We start from the raw sequence: 19,009 nt of genomic DNA on the forward strand, positions 1-19,009 counted from the left end.
TCCGATACTATAAGTAAAAAAGTCTGTTTTAAGCTCCACACTTAAAACAGACTTTTCCTACTTTTCATTTTAAAAACACATAACAAAAAGTTTGATTTTTGACTTAACACATCACTTCTATTGTAAATCCACCAGGTGCTTCAACGTAAAAGGTATACGCATGGACATGCTTAGGAGGTTCGACCAAAAATCCATCCTCCTTCAACCTTTGATTCATCTTATTTACTTTTTCTTCACTTTCTTGTGGAAACCCTACATGAAATGTTTGCGGATAATGTACGTCTTTCCCTTTCATTAACGTTAATATAAAGCCATCATTATCACGCATAACTGCAAAGCCATTTCCCCTTGTTCCACTACAAATTAGACCAAAATACTTCTCTAAAAACTCTCTAGCTGCTGTTACATCTGTAACTGTTAAATTAAGATGTTTAATTCCCAATCCTTCACCTTCTTTCTCAATTTTCTAACATTTTATCATACAAATAAAAAACACGCCTTCCACAGCGTGTTTCATTGCTTTACATACACTTCAACAATCGGATTATCTTTATGATCCGCATGCAAGCGTATATTCTCTTCACTTGTATTATAAATACTAGCTAATAACATTATCGTTAACACATTAGGTGTCTTCGCATCACTTCCGTATTTTCTCTCAAGCGCTTCCTTATATTCAAAATCTAAATCCCCCTGCACATATGTATACACTTCAAAACCATCTTCTAAATTGCAAACTACTGTATCAATAATATCTGCCCCTACTTGCTTCTTCATTTCCTCTCGTAACGCTTCAATAAAATCTTCCCATGGTACTTCGTATGTCTGAAACTGATCTGTAGATTTCATGCTTTTTCCTCCTTATATATCCTCTTCTTATATTTCCCCTTTCCTATAACAATTATGATAGATAGGGCATTCGTACAAGCCGCACTTGTCCCCCTTACATATCGTATTACTGTAATGCGGAAGGAGGAAAGAATATGCATAGACAAAAATGTTATGATACATGCCAACGTTATTTCGGAAAAGTTGTTCGGATTGAAGACCGTGATGGCCGTATACATTTAGGTAAAATAATCGATGTGACACAAAACTCTGTATGGATCGAACCGGTGCAACAGCGCTCATCTTTTGATTCAGGATTCGGATACTACGACGCTTATGCAAACGGTGGTTGTGACCTTTGTGGAGGCCTTAGCAGGTGTGATAGTTGTGGATTCGGATGCGGTGGTGGATTCAGCAGCTGCGGATGTGGTGGTCGTGGTTGTAGTAGTTGTGGTTGCGGCGGCTGGGGAGGCGGCGGTTGTGGCTGGGGTGTTGAACTCGGATTTGGTTTCATCTTCGGAATTACATTAGCTGCATTATTTTTCATTTAACATAGTAAAGAGTTGGCTACCTTTAGCCAACTCTTTTTCTTTATTTTTCACATATAAAAATACGATGCCCTAAAATATGTTGGTACATAAGCCGTACATTTTCATGCTGTACCCATGCCTCATATAACTCATTTGGAATATGTGAGGATACATTCCATTCTGGCTCTTCTACATAGCTAGAGATCGTTTCTGCAATTGTACCACCGCCAGCAATTGTAATTCTTTTAAAATTTGCTTTCTGAAATAATTGTGCCCACTCATTCTCAGTTAACAGTTCTTTCATGCCATATAATTGGGCGATTTTTTCTTCCTCCCCCTTATCAATGTGCCTATCAATAATCATTTCAATGACAACAAGCTTACCGTCCTGCTGTAATACACGATAACACTCCGAGATAACCCTTTCTTTGTCTGTAAAAGCGATGATTGATTCTCCAAGTACGAACTCAAATGAGTTATTCAAACACGGTAAATGCTCTACATTTCCTTCAATTAATTGTATATCTAACCCTTCAAACAACCATCTATCTTTTGCCTTTTGAATCATAATTTCATTCTTTTCAACCGTTGTTACTTTATAGCCAAATTCCCTTGTCATATATGCCGCTGTTTTCCCTGTACCGCAACCTATCTCAAGGACGTTCGCTCCATATTTAAAAGGCAGTTGTGCTAACAATTGTTTTGTTAACGTAAAACCACCAGGATGAGCACTTCCTATTCCGTAATAAGCTAGGAAATCGATGTATGTGTTTCGTTTCATGGGATTCTCCCTTTTTTATTTTATATATTCGAGCACGGAAGAAAAGTGCATAGAAAAAAGGGCGTATTGTACGCCCCTCATCTTACTTATCTTCTGTAATATATGCCCATTTATAGCTGTAGTCTCCACCAACTGGATGGTGAACAATACCTTTTACTTTCTGTCTTTGAACGATAGCATCACCACGTTGATATAATGGTGCAATTACAGCATCATCAAGTAACATTTTCTCAGCTTTTAGTAAGCTATCCCAACGTTCTTTCGTTTTCGTTAATAGCTCGCCTTTACCTTTTTCTACAATTTCATCATATTTTGGATTTGAATATCCAGTTTGGTTATGAGGACCATTTGTAACGAACATATCAATGAATGTCATTGGATCTAAGTAATCAGGGCCCCAACCAGCGTAAGATAAATCATAATCTAAATCTGATTCTAATTTTAACTTTTGTTTAAACGGTTGATTTTTCAAGTTCACTGTTAACCCTGGTAAGTTTTTCTCAAGTTCTCCTTTTAAGAACTCTCCTACTTTTTTCGCATTATCGCTATCGTAGTTTAATAGCTCAATCGTTACTTGCTCTTTTCCAAGTTCTTTTTTCGCTTTTTCCCAATGCTCTTTTGCTTTTTTCACATCTGTTTTTAAAATATCTCCGTTATCTTTACGGAAGTCTTTTCCATCTGGACTCTTCGCAAATTCTTTTGGTACTAAGTAATCTGCCGGTGTAGATCCGTCATTTAAAATTACATTCGTTAAACCTTTTTTATCGTACGCTTTTGCAATCGCTAAACGTAGATCTTTGCTCTTTAACACTGTATCTTGCCCACCACGTTTTTGGTTTAAACGTAAGAAGAACGTTGATGGTGTTTTTTGTGTATAGAAGTCTGGATTTGATTTATATTTGTCAACCATTTCAGATGTAAGTCCCGCACGATCGATTTGTCCACTTTCATATAAGTTTACACGTGTACCGCTATCTTTTACTACGTTAAAGTTGATTTCATCTAACTTAACTGTTTTATTATCCCAATATTGTGCATTTTTCTTTAATTTCCATCCTTCTTCATGTTTCCAGTCTGTCAATGTAAACGGTCCGTTGTATAACGTTGTATCTGCTTCTAAACCAAATTTTTCACCTTTTTCTTTTACGAATTTTTCATTTAACGGATAGAATGTTCCGAATGAAGTTAATTCTACAAAGTAAGGAACTGGATTTTCTAATTCTACCTCTAATGTGTAATCATCTACAGCTTTTACACCTAACGTATCAAGTGGCGCTTTCCCATCATTAATTGCTTTTGCGTTCTTTAAATCAAACATAATGTATGCATATTCTGCTGCTGTATTTTTATCTACCGCACGTTTCCAAGCAAACACGAAATCTTTCGCTGTTACAGGCTCTCCATTTGACCATTTTGCATTTTTATTTAATGTAAATGTATACTTTTTACCATCTTCACTCTTTTTATATGATTCAGCAACTCCTGGTGTTGCTTTATTATCTTTATCAAGTCGATATAAACCTTCCATTACGTTGTTTAAAGCTAGAAACGATACTTGGTCTGTCGCTTTAGCAGAGTCCATAGATGGAATCTCTTGAGACTCTGTTAAATTAAGCACTTGCTTCGCCGCTAGCTTTCCGCCTTCTTTTTCACCGCTTTTTGGTGTTGTGCTTGCCTTCTCTTTATCTCCTGATCCAGAGCAAGCTGTTAATGCCATACTCATTACTAAAACTGGTGCTACGACCGCTGTCAATTTTTTCATCTTTTTTCTCTTCATTTTTTTGTACCCTCCCCAATTATATGTACGATATTAACATTTAGAAATTCTCTACTAACTTTCGTTATCAGAAAATTCTTATTAATTAATATTCTACTGTTTTTTTAAATTTTGTAAAGCATTTTTGTAAATTTTCTAAATATTTATTTTTTTATTATAGTAACTTGTTGTTTTAACTACTATATGAATTATCCCCCGTCTACTATATGTAAACATCCCTCCCCTTATTCCACTCTATTACTACGTTCTATATTTTTCTTATTAGCATGAGGTCTCTTACTATCATCTGTCTTACTACTTACTGACCTCTCTAAATTCCTCCGATAGAACCTTCCTAATTACCTACCCGATTCTCAATAGGCTAACGAGATTTATTCCCTTATACATACTAAAAAGCATTTCAAAAGCAGCTCAGCCACTTTTGAAATGCTTTCACTTTATTTTTTTCCGCCATCCTCAGTTACATACGCCCACTTAAAGCTATATTCTGGACTGATGTTATGTTTCACAATTCCTTTTACATTCGGTTTCATTACGTACGATCTTCCTGTTTGATATAAAGGAACTAACCCTGCATCTTCTTCAAGGAATAATTTTTCAGCTTTCCCTAACGTTTCCCAGCGTTTTTTCGCATCACTCATTAATTCATTACCTGCTTTCCCTACCATTTCATCGTATTTTGGGTTTGAATAACTCATTTGGTTGTACGGGCTCTTCGATTCAAACATATCAATAAATGTCATTGGATCCGCATAGTCTGGACTCCAACCTGCATAAGAAATTTCATAATCTTGCGCAGTTTCTAATTTTAATTTTTGTTTGAACGGCTGAATTTTCGTATTAATCGTTACACCTTTTAAATTTTTCTCAATTTGATCTTTTACATAGTCAGCAATCTTTTTCGCAGTTCCATCATCATAGCTTAGCAATTCAATTGTAACTTGATCTTTTCCAAGTTCTTTTTTCGCTTCTTCCCACGCTGCTGCTCCTTTTTTCGGATTATATTTCAGACCATTTTTAAATGTATCTTGATAATCTTTACCATCTGGACCTGTCGCAAGTCCTTTTGGAACCAATTGATCTGTTGCTTTTGATCCATTATTTAAAATTACATTTGCCAATCCTTTTTTATCAACTGATAATGCAATTGCTTCACGAAGTTTTTTGCTCTTTAAAGGCGTATCTTGTCCGTTACGTTTTTGATTTAAACGTAAGAAGAATGTACTTGATTCCGCATACTCACCATATTCTTCTTTGTTCGATTTATATTTATCTACAAACTCTCCTGATAGTAATGTAAAATCAATTGATCCTGTATCATATAAGTTTACTTTCGTTGCAACCTCTTTTACTACACTATAGTTAATTTCTTCTAACTTCACAGTCTTTTTATCCCAGTACTTATCATTTTTCTTCAGCTGCCAACCTTGTTCATGTTTCCATGAAGACATAACGAATGGACCGTTATACACAGTTGTATCTGCTTCTAAACCGTACTTATCACCTTTTTCTTTTACGAATTTTTCATTTAATGGATAGTATGATGGGAATGCTAATAAATTTAAGAAATACGGTACCGGTTTTTCTAATTCTACTTCTAGCGTGTAATCATCTACCGCCTTCGCTCCTAATTCAGTTACAGGTTTTTCTCCTTTATTAATCGCTTCTGCATTTTTAATATAGTAAGCAATAAATGCATATTCTGCCGCAGTATTCTTATCAAGTAAGCGTTGCCATGCGAAAACGAAATCTTTCGCTGTTACAGGATCACCATTTGACCATTTTGCATCTTTTCGCAGTTTAAACGTATACTTTTTACCATCTTCACTTTTCGTACTAGACTCTGCCGCAGCAGGAATTGGCTTATTCTCTTTATCAAGGCGATATAGGCCTTCCATCGTGTTCCCTAAAATTTGCGAACCTAATGTATCAGTAGATTTAGAAGTATCCATCGTCGGAATTTCTTGGTTTTCCGTACGATTTAATACTTGTTTCGCTGCATATTTAATATCTGATTTTTTTTCTTCCCCACTATTTGATGTAGTAGTCGTTTTCTTTTCCCCACCTGACCCAGAACATGCTGTCAATGCAACACTCATCGCTAAAACTGGTACTACAACTGCCGTTAACTTTTTCATCTTTTTTCTCTTCATTTTTGTACCCTCCCTAATTATATGTACATTACCAACCCTTGAGAGACCCCTTACTAAAGATTATTTTTTCAGAAAATTACAACTAATGTTATTCTACTCTTTTTTTCGCATTTGTAAATAGTTTAATTTTAAATATTCTGATTTTTTCAATTTAGTAGGATTTATCCCCCATCTACTATATGTATATACTATACACCTTATTCGCCTCTATTTAACCACACTAAAAATTAGTATTTTAAGCTCACAAAAAAAGCATTTAAAAGTAGCTAAGCCACTTTTAAATGCTTTTTCAACTCTATTATTTTTCAGTTACATATGCCCACTTAAAGCTAAATTCTGGACTGATATTATGTTTTACTACACCTTTTACATTTGGTTGTAAAACATAAGAATCTCCACGTTGATATAAAGGTACAATCGCTACATCTTCTTCAAGTAATGTTTTTTCAGCTTTTCCTAACTCTTCCCAACGTTTCTTTGCATCGCTCATTAATTCCGTTCCAGCTTTTTTCACCATGCCGTCATATTTAGGATCAGAGAAGCTCATTTGGTTATGAGAATGTCCAGTCTCAAACATATCTAAGAACGTCATTGGATCTGCATAATCCGGATTCCATCCGCCATACGAAATATCATATTGTTGTTCAGTTTCTAATTTTAGTTTTTGCTTAAATGGCTGAAGTTTAATGTTAACTGTTACACCTTTTAAGTTCTTCTCAATTTGGTCCTTAATATATTCTCCAACTTTTTTCGCATTACCAGTATCATAGTTTAAGAATTCAATTGTAACTTGGTCTTTACCTAGCTCTTTTTTCGCTTCTTCCCAAGCTGCAGCAGCTTTTTTAGCATTTGGTTTTAAACCATTTTTAAACGTTTCTTGGAAGTCTTTACCGTCTGGTCCAGTTGCTAAACCTTTTGGTACTAAGAAGTCAGCTTCTTTTGATCCATCATTTAAAATTACGTTTGCTAAATTCTTTTTATCAACTGATAGTGCAATTGCTTCACGTAACTTTTTACTCTTTAATGGTGTATCTTGTCCATCACGTTTTTGGTTCATACGAATGAAATACGTACTCACTTGTGAATATGTTCCGAATTCATCTTTCTTATTTCTGTATTTATCTACGAACTCTCCAGTTAATAAAGCAAAGTCAACTTGACCGCTATCATATAAATTGATAAGAGTTGCTGGTTCTTTAACAACACTGAAGTTAACTTCTTCAAGTTTTACAGTCTTTTTATCCCAATATTGATCATTTTTCTTTAATTGCCATCCTTGTTCATGCTTCCAATCTTTAAGAACGAACGGTCCATTATAAACAGTTGTATCAGACTCTATACCGAACTTCTCGCCCTTTTCTTTAACGAACTTTTCGTTTAATGGATAATATGATGGGAATGCTACTAAGTTTAAGAAGTACGGTACTGCTTGCTCTAACTCAACTTCAAGCGTAAGATCATCTACTGCTTTTACTCCTAATTCAGTTACAGGTTTTTCTCCTTTATTTACTACTTCTGCATTTTTAATCGGGAATGCGATAAATGCATACTCAGCAGCTGTTTTTGGATCTAATAGACGTTGCCAAGCATATACGAAATCTTTCGCCGTTACTGGATCTCCATTTGACCATTTTGCATCTTTACGTAGTTTAAATGTATATTTTTTACCATCTTCACTTTTCGTGCTAGATTCTGCTGCAGCTGGAATAGGCTTATTATCTTTATCAAGACGATATAATCCTTCCATCGTATTCCCTAGCATTTGTGAAGATACTGTATCTGTTGATTTAGAAGAATCCATCGTTGGAATCTCTTGGTTTACTGTTCGATTCAACACTTGTTTTGCCGCTAATTTTCCCTCTGACTTGCTATCTCCACTTGAGTTTGTGCTTGTCTTTTTATCTCCGCCTGATGTAGAACATGCTGTTAGTGCCATGCTCATTGCTAAAACCGGTACTACAACTGCTGTTAGTTTTTTCATTTTTTTCTTTTTCATTTTCTGTACCCTCCCTAATTCTAAACGATAGCTATTAAAGAATTTTCTGATAATTCTGTTTTTCTCTATATATTTATCAGACGATTCTTACTAATTCTTATTCTACTAATTTTTTAATTTTTGTAAAGTATTATTATTGAAAATTTTTAAAAAATTATTTTTTTACAGTAATATTCATAAAAATTCCATATGTTGTTCAAACCTTATTTTGCATTCATACACATTCGTTGTTTTAATCACTTCGATCTCATTTACCGCTTGAATACTTGTTAATTATTGCTAATAAATAATGCATATATCTAAAAACATCTTTTCTACAAAAATAAAAAAGCAGACATTTCGTCTGCTTTAATTCTCCTCAATTTGCTTTTCACTTAATCCTAGATGTGTTCTAAGAGTATTACTTAAACTTTGTAGATCTTTTTTATTAGGATTATAATAATATACACGTTGCCCGTTTGGGCCATTAGGTAAGTATAAATCATCACCAGCTAATTGTATTTTTTCAACTGAACCGTTTAAACCGTATTTATAAAAAGATAAAATATCATCCATTACTAAATTTGTTTTAAAATCACCATCAACCGCCTCAACTATTTTTTCTAGCTTCGTAATCGATCCTACACTTTTTAATTTACTTAAAATCGCTTCAATAACAAGTTGTTGGCGCTGTCCTCTCATTGCATCACTATCAATATGGCGCGTTCTTGCTAGTGCAAGTGCTTCTTCCCCATTTAATTTTTGTAATCCTTTTTTCAAATGAATCGCATCAGGTTCATCTTTACTATTTTGCTCCGTAAATTCAACTGGGACATCCACTTCAATACCATCTAACCCATCAACAATTTTAGTAAAGGAACCAAAATTAAATTTCACAAAATAATCAACAGGCACCTGTAACAATTTTTCTACCGCTTCCACAGAAGCTTGCGGTCCTCCATCTTTACCATTTTTAACGAAACCACTTCCATATGCATGGGTTATTTTATCTTTTTTCTTTTCAACTGGAACATATGTATATGTATCACGCGGTATGCTCGTTAATTTCACTGTTTTATCGTCTTTATTAAAAGTCGCTAACAATAATGCATCTGTATGAAATGCACCATTATATTCCTTTTGTCGTTCTTGATTTTCATCAATTCCCATAATTAAAAGTGAAACATGATTTGCAATTGGCTTTACAGATTTCTCACGTAAATTGGATTTTTCGCCTCGTACTAAATTCAAATTAGATTTTTGTACGAGACTAGAAGTTTTCATATATACATAGGCTCCATAGCCAATTCCACCAAATAGTAATACCGCCAGTAGTAAACTTACTATCGTTTTCTTTTTATATTTTTGCTTATTTTTCTCTTCTCTTAAAGATGAATGATTCCCCATTTACTCTCCTCCTGTTTCTATTCACCCAATATGTTTTTCATTTTTTCATATTTAGCGCTATCCTTTTGAAACATACTTTCTTTCAATCCCTTATCTATTTGTATCCATTCAGTCGTAACTGAATATTGAATCAAGCCTTCTTGAAAACTAAGAAATTTCAACATAATCCCTGTATTTTTCTCCACAACCATTTCGAATTTCCCTCTTAAATCTTCAGAGGTGCTAACAGGCACCTCTATGTTGATAACTCCTTCAATTTTGTAACAATCTAATCCAAGATATTTCGTTTCTTTATAATTCCAATCTTTATATCGAATTAACAAATCTGCGAATTCTGATTGAATACTATATTTAGCTAGCCCTACATATTCATCATCATATCTCTTTTTCTCATCTGATTTTCTCACTAACCTTTCCGTAGGATTTAATTTTAATAGTTCATTGTTTCTTCCTTTCGGGTTCCATTTTGTCTCTTTATAGGTATACTTCTCATCATCAAACTCTTTTTTCTTGCCCTCGTTATATATAATTGTTCGTTTTTTCGCTAGTTTATCTTCTTTCGAAGAGATACCTCTTTGTTTCTCCGTATCAATCGCATACTTATATGTTGTAGCAATTCTTGATGAGCTAGAATATTCCTCAAATTGTCCTGAAATATTTTTAAAATAATCAATAGAATCTAGCATTTTTTGATGAATCTTTTCTTTATCTGGATAATGTACATTCGATTTTATTTCTTCTTCATTTTCATAATCAGAAAACGCTTTTTTCTTTACATATTCAAATACTCCACCATTTTGCGCAAAACTTTGTATAGAAAACTCAGACATAGATACCACTGAAAGTATACAAACCGCTGCACTAATTATCATCATATGAATTTTGTAACTCTTCTTTTTTACCTTAAGATTATGTAGCGTGCCATTAATTTTTTCATTTAACTCTGGAGGTACTATAACATTTTCATCTTTTATTCTCTTTTTTAATTTCTCATCAAATAATTTTTCATTATCCATCCTTTACACCCCCTATTCCATCTTTAATCGTTTTTGTAGTTGTTCCCTCGCGCGTGACAATCTTGATTTCACTGTTCCTTTCGGTATTTCTAACAGCTTTGCTATACTCTCTTGATTCATGTCTTCATAGTAATAAAGCACCGTAACAGCTCTTAATTCTTCATGTAACGATTGAATCGCATTACACAAATCTATATCTTCATACTGATCACACGCACTCATATTGTAATCATTCTCTTCTGTCACAATTACATTTTTATACGCTCTAATAATATTGTTACACTCATTTATTAGTATTCGAATTAACCAAGTTTGAAAAAATTCTTCTTTTTTTAATTTTTTTATATTTTCATAGGCTTTTAAAATTGTTGTCTGTATCGCATCCTCTATATTTGTCTCATCACGTAACATCGCCTTTGCTATTCGATACATCTTCACTTTTTCTGTATGTATAAGCGCTATAAAGGCTTCATGATCACCTTTTTTCGCTAAAGAAACATCCGTTTCTTCTTTTATAATCATTTTATATAAAGGGATTACTTTCACAATCGCTCCTCCTGTTTCATCCTCACTTCATCACTTCCAATTTAACTTTACATATATTAGACGTATGAACCTAGAAAAAGGTTCACTTTTTTGAATATTTTTTTAATTAAAAAGATAAATATCCTTTATAAGGATGCAATAAACATACTAGTTTAAATTTACAAATAAAAAAAGCCCACTTTCTCAGTGGACTTTCTACTCTATAACGGTAAATCCCTCTTCCTAAATACTACAATCGCTACGATAAAAATACAAAGCGCTACAGCAGTTAAACTTATACTTACCGGCCATATATTATATGATCCTTCAGCAATTTCTTTCGGACGAAACAGCGTGAATAATGATAGGTTTTTCATCCATTCTAACTTATCACTTAACTTCCCTACCATATCCAATACGAAAAATAAGATAGTTAAACTCGCTGAATAACTTAGTGCTTTTCTTTCGTCATTACATATACAAGAAAAGAAAAATGAATAGGCACTAACGACTAAAAATATGAGCCCTCCGACTACATTTATCTTCAAAAATAATTCTTTATTTAAGTTATTATCCTCTAAAAACCATTCAGCACCTACTATACCCGCTACATACGTAACCGCTACAATAATCAGTAGTCCTAATATAAGAATAGCCGCTTGCGTAATTGCGATTCGTACTCTAGATACAGGCGTTGCTAGCAAGTATGCCATTGCTCCTTTATCTACATGACGAGCAATTAAATGTGTCGCAACTGTTACGCAAAAAATTGTTAAAATGATAATAAACAATAGACTATAGTATTCGCCCGCTAGAAAATCCATTACGTTTTGAATCGGACTTTCCATACCAACGATTTTTTTCACACTATCAGGCATGGCACCTATTAATTCATTTAGCCCTTTTGCTGATACCATTGACGGGAATATCCAAATTAATAACCACAGATATAAAGCTGCACCAGACGCATAACTCAAAATACTTTTTTGTGTTTCTTTCAAACTAGCTAAAAATAATTGCTTATTCATGCGTTATCCCTTCTTTCTTATCGTAATAATGCATAAATAAATGTTCTAAATCCATCGCTCTCGTTTGAAGTGCCGTTATATTGTAGTTTGAAAGTGTTTGTAAAACAGTTTGATAGTTTCCTTGTACAATGATAGATGCCTCTCTGCCTTTTACCGCTTCAAATTGCAAATTACACTTTGTAAGAGACTCAATCTCTTCTTGTGATGATACTGTTACATCTATCACCTGTCTTCTCATACTTTGTAAATCGTGAATATTTTCAACCGTTACGAGTCGACCATCTTTAATAATAGCTACTCTGTCACAAGTTCTCTCAATTTCAGTGAAAATATGCGAAGACATAAGAATTGTTTTTCCTCTTTGCTTTTCCTCTAATATTAAATCTATAAACACTTGCTGCATAAGTGGATCAAGTCCAGATGTTGGCTCATCTAAAATTAACACCTCTGGATCGTGCATAAATGCAGCGACTATCCCTACTTTTTGCTTCATTCCTTTAGACATTTTGCGAATCGGTGTTTTCACATCAAATTGCAGACGCTCTATCAGTTCATCTCGTCTTTTCGTATCCTTTAATCCACGCATTCCTTGCATTAATTTTAAAAACTCTAATCCGTTCATTCCTTCAATAAAAGAAATTTCACCCGGTAGATAACCAACTTCCCTTTGAATTTTCGCTGCTTCATTCCAACAATCTAATCCAAAAATTGTCGCTTTACCAGCTGTCGGTTTTATAAATCCCATTAAATTACGAATCGTCGTTGATTTTCCGGCACCATTCGGTCCTAAATAACCAAATACTTCTCCCTCTTTTACATCAAATGTAATATGAAACAAACCTTTTCCATTCGAAAACTGTTTTGTGACATCTTGAACTGAAATCATAATTCCACCTCATTTTTTGAAATATTTAATGTGTGATATTTCAAAATCATTGTACTCCTCATCTTTCATATTCGCAACAACTTTTTGAAATATTTATCAGTCCATATTTCAAAATTATTGTTTTCCATTATTTTTTCTTGTATATTTTAAGTGAGGTGATTGCATTGAACGGCTTTGAAAGAGTAAAAGAAAAGAAAAAGCGTGCCATTAAAGAAGCAGCATTCTTATTATTTTCAGAACGTGGATTTAATGAAGTGAAAATAGAACATATCGCAAAAGAAGCAAACGTTTCTCAAGTTACAATTTATAATCATTTCGGAAGTAAAGATGCGTTATTTAGGGAGCTTATACAAGAATTTATCATATCTGAATTTCAATATTATAAAGAGCTTGCAGAAGAAAAATTACCTTTTCATGATATGATGCAAAAAATGATTGTAAGAAAAATGAATACTGGCGGATTATTTCAACCTGATATGTTACTACAAATGATGCAAAGGGACGAAGAACTCCGTAAGTTTATTTATAGTTATCAAAATGAAAAAATCCTACCCTGGTATTTAGAAATATTAGAACGAGCTCAGCGCAAAAACGAAATTAATCCACACCTTACTAAAGAAATGATGTTACTTTACATTCAAATGTTTACAAAATTAGGTGATGAATTTGGAGCACAACTTCTTGAAGGAGATCGGGAAAAACATATAAAAGATATCGTTACGATGTTCTTCTATGGTCTTTCTGTTCCACAAAAGTAATTTTTCTAAAGAACAAATAAAATCACCAAAAAGCCCTTTGGATATTTAAATCGCAAGGGCTTTTTCATATCAAAAAATGACTAAAACTAACTTTATCTTAAAGAAGTTAAATGCTGCTTTATAGATAACACCTTATTATAGATTAACTCTTTTAGCATCACAGGCTGAATTGAAATAATCGTTTCACCGAAATTCATAAAATAACTTGAAATAAACTCAACTTCTTGCTTGTTAAAATAGCCTGTTATACTATAATTTTCATTTTCTTTTTGTATCCTCATGGAAGGATAATTCTCTTTATCAAAAATATCTTTTCCTTTTTGATTAACAATGACACTAAAATCAATTGCATCAGGTTTTCTGTGAAAGTTTGTAAGATAACTTAATAGTTCTTCAAGATTTTTTGAATTCGTGTTGCTTGTTTCCTCAATAGAAAGAATTTTATCACATCTAATTATTTGAACATCATTTGTCTCAAAATTAAAGATTTTAGCATACCACTGGCCAAATTTAGATTCGATTCGAATAAATTGGGCGACCAATACTTTCTCCTCATCTTTTTTTAAATATGTTAAATAATAAACTCGCTCAGCAAAAATCCCCTGTAAAATTTCTTTTAAGAACGGACTAAAATTACTATGATTTGTTACTTCAAAGGAAAGCGTTCGTTCCATAATCGAAATGTTTTTACTCACATTATCAGGTAGTACATGTTTAAATTTATTTTCAAGCGCAATACTTTCTATATTAAATGGTTTTGTCTTGTATCCATTTAGTGTAAGAATCGAAAAGTATAACGCATACATTTCATCCACACTAAAATAAATTGGCGATAACACACTATTTTCTATAATTTTATAACTTCCATTTCTACCTAGTTCAGAATATATGGGTACACCTATTTCTTCCAATGATTGAATATCTCGTAAAGCTGTACTTTTAGAAATATCATATCTAGCCATTAAATCTTTTAAATTAAAATATCTTTTATTATTTAAGAAAATAAGCATGTCATTTATTCGTTCAGTTTTTTTCATATTTCCCTCCCAAAAAGGTATCATGTATTGAAACCTTTTTAGTCTATATTATAATTATTAACTAATAAAGGAGTTGTGAATTTATGACATTAGAAATAGCTATTTTTCTCTCAATGAACGGGCAAGCAAAGGAGGCGATTAACTTTTATACACGTAATTTAGAAGCCAAAAAATTAATGATTGTTACGTATGAAGAACTGGCGAAAAGAGATAGTTCTTTTAAAATTACAAGTGAAAATAAAGATCATATTGCTCACTCTGTTTTACAAATTGGGAATACAAAGCTAATGATAGCAGAAGATACAATGAATACTAATGAACGTTATAACGTTGGAAATAACATGTCACTTTGCATTCAAAGCGCTAATTTAGAAGAAATACAAAGGTTTTATAATAATTTAATTTCCGATAAGCATGTAAAAATAATCTCTCCGCTAGAAAAAAATATATTTAGTGAAGCATATGGTATTATTGAAGATCCTTATGGCATACAAATCCAATTAATGTATGATAAACGACTAAACTAAATAATTAATCATATTCACATATTCCTAATAAAAAAGACACGAGCTTCGTGTCTTTTTATTTTATAGAAATGACTCTACCTTTTTCACTGCTTTCAATCGCTAATTGAATCAGTTTAATAACATCTAAACCTTCTTTTGCTGTTACAGGTAGTTTCTCACCATTTAATATACTATCTCGCACACCTTTATAATAATTGTCATAACAACCGACTTCTGTTGGAATACGCTCTAAGTTTTCTTCTGTTTCTAAAGTAGCAAAATTCTCTTCATCGTCTACTCCATAACCGTTATCACCTGGCTTCATTCCATTTTTTAATTGCTCTTCCTGCGAATCCATACCGTACTTCACGATAGAACCTTTCTCTCCATGCACTATAAAATGCGGTCCAGCTTTTTTCACATAACTGCTACTACGTAAAATGACACGTTTAACTCCGTAATGAAGTACTATGTGGAAATAATCATCCACCTCTGCACCTGGTCGTTGTTTTATTACATCTGCACTTATCGCATCTGGTTTCCCGAATATTGATAACGCTTGGTCAATTAAATGCGACCCTAAATCGTATAATATACCGGAGCCTGGTAGATTTTTTTCTCTCCATCGATCACGTACATGTGGACGGAAACGATCAAAATTCGATTCATATGCGTATACATTCCCTACTCTGTTTTCTCCTAACAATTTCTTAATTGTTAAGAAATCATTATCAAAACGACGATTATGATATACGCTTAACATTACATTATGCTGCTCTGCTAATGAAATAAGCTTTTCCCCTTCTTCAATTGAGACAACAAATGGTTTTTCTACAACAACATGCTTACCGTTTAAAATTGCTTCTTTTACATATGGAAAATGAGTTGTATTAGGTGATGTAATAACAACTAAGTCAACATCAGCTCGCTTCACCAATTCATCAATTGTACTAACAACATTAGCATTTGGTAATGTTTCTTTTACTACCTCTTCTTTTGAGGATAATACAGCACGAATATCATATTCTTCTATCGTTTGTAATAGTGGGATATGAAATGTCGTACTAGAAAAACCAAATCCTACAATCCCTACACCTATTTTTTTCATGTTGCCCCTCCATTTGTCCCGCTTTAACAGGCAGTAAGATTCCTAACCAAAAATTCAGCGAAAGCTAAGGAATTAGGTGAGAAATCAACTGCTTGTTAAAGCCCGATTGGTTCAACTAATAATCAGTGTGGATAAAGAAAATCCCCATTGATTAAAGTTTCACTTTATGAGAACGATTTCATTCAGTTATTATAACAAGATTATTATTATTTACATAATAAATTGCCTAGAAAAAAGCATCTTGCTATTATTCATAGCAAGATGCCCTCTTTATTCTGGTCTTTTCTTCGTCCACGTTTCTACTACTTCACCAGTATCATTAACATCTAGCACTAGGCTACCATTACTATACCGGTCTTTATTTCGATACGCTTTCGGATCAATCTCTTCTACAATGTTTTTCTCTGTCTTCATGTAAACTAATTCATCGTCCCGAACAATTTCAATACCGACAATGCGGTACGGATTACGTTTTAATTCTTTGAAAATAACAAGACCTCGTTTCGCCCTCGTTGATTTTTCAATTTCTGATGCTTTTAGACGTTTTACAGCACCGCGCTGTGTTACGAGAATAAGTTGATCTTTGTCACCATTTAACGGTTTACCAGAAGCGACATAGTCATCTTCTTTTAAATTAATTGCTTTCACGCCAGCAGCTCTTACACCGACTGGACTTACTTCATCTTCATGGAAAATAAGTGCATATGCACCGTGTGTAGCAAGAACGATATCACTCGTTCCATCTGTCGCAAATATATCGACAACTTCATCATCTTTTTTCAAGTTTACAGCAACGAATGCCCTTGAATAACGCTGAACTTTATATTGATTTAATTCTGTTTTCTTTATCATACCATTTCTTGTTACAAATACAATAAATCGTTTTTCTTCCTCAAAGTTCTGTACAACCGTTGCCCAAATGATTGTTTCATCCCGGTCGAGTGAAACGATATTAGCAACGTGCTGACCTAAATCTTTCCAACGAATATCTGGCATTTCGTATACTGGCAGATATATATAGTTTCCTTTATTCGTAAATAAGAGGACTGTCTCTGTCGTATTCGTATCGAATCGTTCAAGTAAGATGTCACCCTCTTTCATACCGAAGTCTTTGCCGTTTGAGGCATTGTGTGAGCGCCATCCAGTACGTTTCACATATCCTTCTTTCGTTACAGTAACGATGACATCTTCTTGTGGGATCATAACTTCTACATCGATTTTAATTTCCTCGATTTGATCTTCAATAATCGCGCGTCGATCATCACTATATGTTTTCTTAACTCTCTTTAAATCTGTTTTAATTACTTGAAGTAATCTTTTTTCACTTTGTAAAATTGCCTGTAGCTCAATAATTTTCTTATTAAGCTCATCTGCTTCTTCTTGTAACGCCGTAATGTCTGTATTCGTTAAGCGATATAATTGCAAGGAAACAATTGCTTCTGCCTGTGCTTCTGTAAAGCCAAATTTTGCACTTAAATTATCTTTCGCGTTACGTTTATCTTTTGAAGCTCGAATTGTTTCAATTACTTGGTCTAAAATCGATAATGCTTTCTTTAAACCTTCTACAATATGTTGACGATTTTCTGCTTTTCTTAATTCATATTGCGAACGTCTCGTAATAACCTCTTTTTGATGTCCAATATAAGCATCTAAAATTTTCGGTAATGTCATAAGTGTTGGACGACGATTATTGATCGCTACCATATTAAAGTTATATGGAATTTGCAAATCTGTATTTTTATATAAATAATTTAAAATACCTTCAGCGTTTGCTTCTTTCTTTAATTCAACAACAATTCGTAAACCAGTACGATCTGTCTCATCACGCACTTCAGCAATACCATCTAACTTTTTATCTAGACGTAATTCATCCATTTTCTTTACAAGATTTGCCTTATTCACTTCGTAAGGAATTTCAGTGATTACAATTTGTTGTTTCCCACCGCGCACTGTTTCAACTTCTGCTTTTCCGCGAATAATAATTTTACCTTTACCCGTTTCATACGCCTTTTTAATACCATCAATCCCCTGAATAATACCGCCTGTTGGGAAATCTGGTCCTTTCATAACTGTTAATAAATCATCAACAGTACTATTTGGTTTATCAATACGCATCATTGTAGCATCAATAACTTCTCCAAGATGATGCGGAGGAATTTCTGTTGCATAACCAGCGGAAATCCCTGTAGATCCGTTCACTAATAAATTCGGGAACGCTGCTGGTAATACAACCGGTTCTTCACTCGTATCATCAAAGTTTGACACGAATTCAACTGTTTCTTTATCAAGATCACGTAATAATTCAGATGCGATTGGTGATAAGCGAGCTTCCGTATAACGCATCGCTGCCGCTGGGTCCCCATCAACACTACCGTTATTACCATGCATTTCAACTAAAACATTACGTACTTTCCAAGTTTGGCTTAAGCGTACCATTGCTTCATATACAGAGGAATCTCCATGTGGATGATAATTACCGATAACATTACCTACTGTTTTAGCTGATTTACGAAACGCTTTATCATGTACATTACCTTCTACATACATAGAATATAAAATACGTCTTTGTACTGGCTTTAAGCCATCACGTGCATCTGGAAGTGCACGATCTTGAATAATATATTTACTATAACGTGCAAAGCGATCACCTAACACGTCTTCAAGCGGGAGGTCATGAAACTTCTCTGCTTGCAT

General features: G+C 33.6%; 17 protein-coding genes. 3 read left to right on the plus strand and 14 right to left on the minus strand.

What is annotated here, in order from left to right; all coding sequences use genetic code 11:
• Positions 1 to 103 precede the first annotated feature (103 nt).
• Positions 104 to 442, minus strand: a complete 339-nt coding sequence (locus N2V80_RS17655) for a VOC family protein (RefSeq protein ID WP_061655795.1) — start codon at positions 440 to 442, stop codon at positions 104 to 106.
• 71 nt (positions 443 to 513) lie between these two features.
• Positions 514 to 849 carry a hypothetical protein gene (locus N2V80_RS17660; RefSeq protein WP_000842884.1) on the minus strand — a complete coding sequence of 112 codons (336 nt, stop codon included), beginning with the start codon at positions 847 to 849 and terminating at the stop codon, positions 514 to 516.
• 134 nt (positions 850 to 983) lie between these two features.
• Here N2V80_RS17660 and N2V80_RS17665 point away from each other — a divergent pair, with 134 nt between their 5' ends.
• Complete coding sequence (locus tag N2V80_RS17665) at positions 984 to 1,379, plus strand: hypothetical protein (protein WP_000554977.1); 396 nt, start codon at positions 984 to 986, stop codon at positions 1,377 to 1,379.
• Positions 1,380 to 1,419: 40 nt separating this feature from the next.
• On the opposite strand, the gene N2V80_RS17670 is transcribed toward N2V80_RS17665, so the two are convergent.
• The 9 genes from N2V80_RS17670 to N2V80_RS17710 form a co-directional block, all read right to left on the minus strand.
• Positions 1,420 to 2,139 (minus strand): class I SAM-dependent methyltransferase, encoded by a 720-nt coding sequence (locus tag N2V80_RS17670; protein ID WP_000828246.1) that lies wholly within the window; start codon positions 2,137 to 2,139, stop codon positions 1,420 to 1,422.
• 82 nt (positions 2,140 to 2,221) lie between these two features.
• The gene (locus tag N2V80_RS17675; RefSeq protein WP_000823450.1) at positions 2,222 to 3,916 is read right to left on the minus strand and encodes a peptide ABC transporter substrate-binding protein; all 1,695 of its coding nucleotides are present in this window, start codon (positions 3,914 to 3,916) and stop codon (positions 2,222 to 2,224) included.
• A 437-nt stretch (positions 3,917 to 4,353) separates the two neighbouring features.
• Positions 4,354 to 6,069, minus strand: a complete 1,716-nt coding sequence (locus N2V80_RS17680; RefSeq protein WP_061655796.1) for a peptide ABC transporter substrate-binding protein — start codon at positions 6,067 to 6,069, stop codon at positions 4,354 to 4,356.
• Between the two features lie 298 nt (positions 6,070 to 6,367).
• Positions 6,368 to 8,065 carry a peptide ABC transporter substrate-binding protein gene (locus N2V80_RS17685; RefSeq protein WP_000727532.1) on the minus strand — a complete coding sequence of 566 codons (1,698 nt, stop codon included), beginning with the start codon at positions 8,063 to 8,065 and terminating at the stop codon, positions 6,368 to 6,370.
• Positions 8,066 to 8,413: 348 nt separating this feature from the next.
• A complete protein-coding gene (locus N2V80_RS17690) occupies positions 8,414 to 9,451 on the minus strand; it encodes an LCP family protein (protein WP_061655797.1) in 1,038 nt (345 codons plus the stop codon).
• A gap of 17 nt (positions 9,452 to 9,468) precedes the next feature.
• Entirely contained in the window at positions 9,469 to 10,467 is a 999-nt protein-coding gene (locus N2V80_RS17695) for a hypothetical protein (protein WP_000368244.1), read from the minus strand.
• A 12-nt stretch (positions 10,468 to 10,479) separates the two neighbouring features.
• Complete coding sequence (locus N2V80_RS17700) at positions 10,480 to 11,013, minus strand: RNA polymerase sigma factor (protein WP_000864723.1); 534 nt, start codon at positions 11,011 to 11,013, stop codon at positions 10,480 to 10,482.
• A 200-nt stretch (positions 11,014 to 11,213) separates the two neighbouring features.
• Positions 11,214 to 12,020 carry an ABC transporter permease subunit gene (locus tag N2V80_RS17705; protein ID WP_001041436.1) on the minus strand — a complete coding sequence of 269 codons (807 nt, stop codon included), beginning with the start codon at positions 12,018 to 12,020 and terminating at the stop codon, positions 11,214 to 11,216.
• A complete protein-coding gene (locus N2V80_RS17710; RefSeq protein ID WP_061655799.1) occupies positions 12,013 to 12,906 on the minus strand; it encodes an ABC transporter ATP-binding protein in 894 nt (297 codons plus the stop codon). Before N2V80_RS17710 ends, N2V80_RS17705 begins: the two co-directional genes overlap by 8 nt.
• A 155-nt stretch (positions 12,907 to 13,061) precedes the next feature.
• On the opposite strand from N2V80_RS17710, the gene N2V80_RS17715 reads away from it, so the two are divergent.
• Positions 13,062 to 13,664 carry a TetR/AcrR family transcriptional regulator gene (locus N2V80_RS17715; protein ID WP_002005560.1) on the plus strand — a complete coding sequence of 201 codons (603 nt, stop codon included), beginning with the start codon at positions 13,062 to 13,064 and terminating at the stop codon, positions 13,662 to 13,664.
• Positions 13,665 to 13,756: 92 nt separating this feature from the next.
• On the opposite strand, the gene N2V80_RS17720 is transcribed toward N2V80_RS17715, so the two are convergent.
• On the minus strand, positions 13,757 to 14,725 hold the full coding sequence (locus N2V80_RS17720; protein ID WP_061655800.1) for a helix-turn-helix transcriptional regulator: 969 nt from the start codon (positions 14,723 to 14,725) through the stop codon (positions 13,757 to 13,759).
• Between the two features lie 59 nt (positions 14,726 to 14,784).
• Here N2V80_RS17720 and N2V80_RS17725 point away from each other — a divergent pair, with 59 nt between their 5' ends.
• A complete protein-coding gene (locus N2V80_RS17725; RefSeq protein WP_044795286.1) occupies positions 14,785 to 15,228 on the plus strand; it encodes a VOC family protein in 444 nt (147 codons plus the stop codon).
• A 55-nt stretch (positions 15,229 to 15,283) separates the two neighbouring features.
• Here the strand turns inward: N2V80_RS17725 and N2V80_RS17730 are convergent, their stop codons facing one another.
• Positions 15,284 to 16,315 (minus strand): oxidoreductase, encoded by a 1,032-nt coding sequence (locus N2V80_RS17730; protein WP_000719773.1) that lies wholly within the window; start codon positions 16,313 to 16,315, stop codon positions 15,284 to 15,286.
• Between the two features lie 270 nt (positions 16,316 to 16,585).
• Positions 16,586 to 19,009, minus strand: coding sequence for a DNA topoisomerase IV subunit A (gene parC / locus N2V80_RS17735; protein ID WP_001147465.1), 2,424 nt, complete (start codon positions 19,007 to 19,009; stop codon positions 16,586 to 16,588).

This window comes from Bacillus sp. FSL W8-0640 (genome assembly GCF_038007725.1).
GTDB classification, from domain to species: domain Bacteria; phylum Bacillota; class Bacilli; order Bacillales; family Bacillaceae_G; genus Bacillus_A; species Bacillus_A cereus.

Coding starts and splice junctions, on each gene's coding strand:
- N2V80_RS17730 (WP_000719773.1), bottom strand. CDS start 16,315: ATGAAAAAAATAGGTGTAGGGATTGTAGGATTTGGTTTTTCTAGTACG.
- N2V80_RS17680 (WP_061655796.1), bottom strand. CDS start 6,069: ATGAAGAGAAAAAAGATGAAAAAGTTAACGGCAGTTGTAGTACCAGTT.
- N2V80_RS17695 (WP_000368244.1), bottom strand. CDS start 10,467: ATGGATAATGAAAAATTATTTGATGAGAAATTAAAAAAGAGAATAAAA.
- N2V80_RS17675 (WP_000823450.1), bottom strand. CDS start 3,916: ATGAAGAGAAAAAAGATGAAAAAATTGACAGCGGTCGTAGCACCAGTT.
- N2V80_RS17665 (WP_000554977.1), top strand. CDS start 984: ATGCATAGACAAAAATGTTATGATACATGCCAACGTTATTTCGGAAAA.
- N2V80_RS17685 (WP_000727532.1), bottom strand. CDS start 8,065: ATGAAAAAGAAAAAAATGAAAAAACTAACAGCAGTTGTAGTACCGGTT.
- parC (WP_001147465.1), bottom strand. CDS start 19,009: ATGCAAGCAGAGAAGTTTCATGACCTCCCGCTTGAAGACGTGTTAGGT.
- N2V80_RS17670 (WP_000828246.1), bottom strand. CDS start 2,139: ATGAAACGAAACACATACATCGATTTCCTAGCTTATTACGGAATAGGA.
- N2V80_RS17690 (WP_061655797.1), bottom strand. CDS start 9,451: ATGGGGAATCATTCATCTTTAAGAGAAGAGAAAAATAAGCAAAAATAT.
- N2V80_RS17705 (WP_001041436.1), bottom strand. CDS start 12,020: ATGAATAAGCAATTATTTTTAGCTAGTTTGAAAGAAACACAAAAAAGT.
- N2V80_RS17660 (WP_000842884.1), bottom strand. CDS start 849: ATGAAATCTACAGATCAGTTTCAGACATACGAAGTACCATGGGAAGAT.
- N2V80_RS17725 (WP_044795286.1), top strand. CDS start 14,785: ATGACATTAGAAATAGCTATTTTTCTCTCAATGAACGGGCAAGCAAAG.
- N2V80_RS17720 (WP_061655800.1), bottom strand. CDS start 14,725: ATGATACCTTTTTGGGAGGGAAATATGAAAAAAACTGAACGAATAAAT.
- N2V80_RS17710 (WP_061655799.1), bottom strand. CDS start 12,906: ATGATTTCAGTTCAAGATGTCACAAAACAGTTTTCGAATGGAAAAGGT.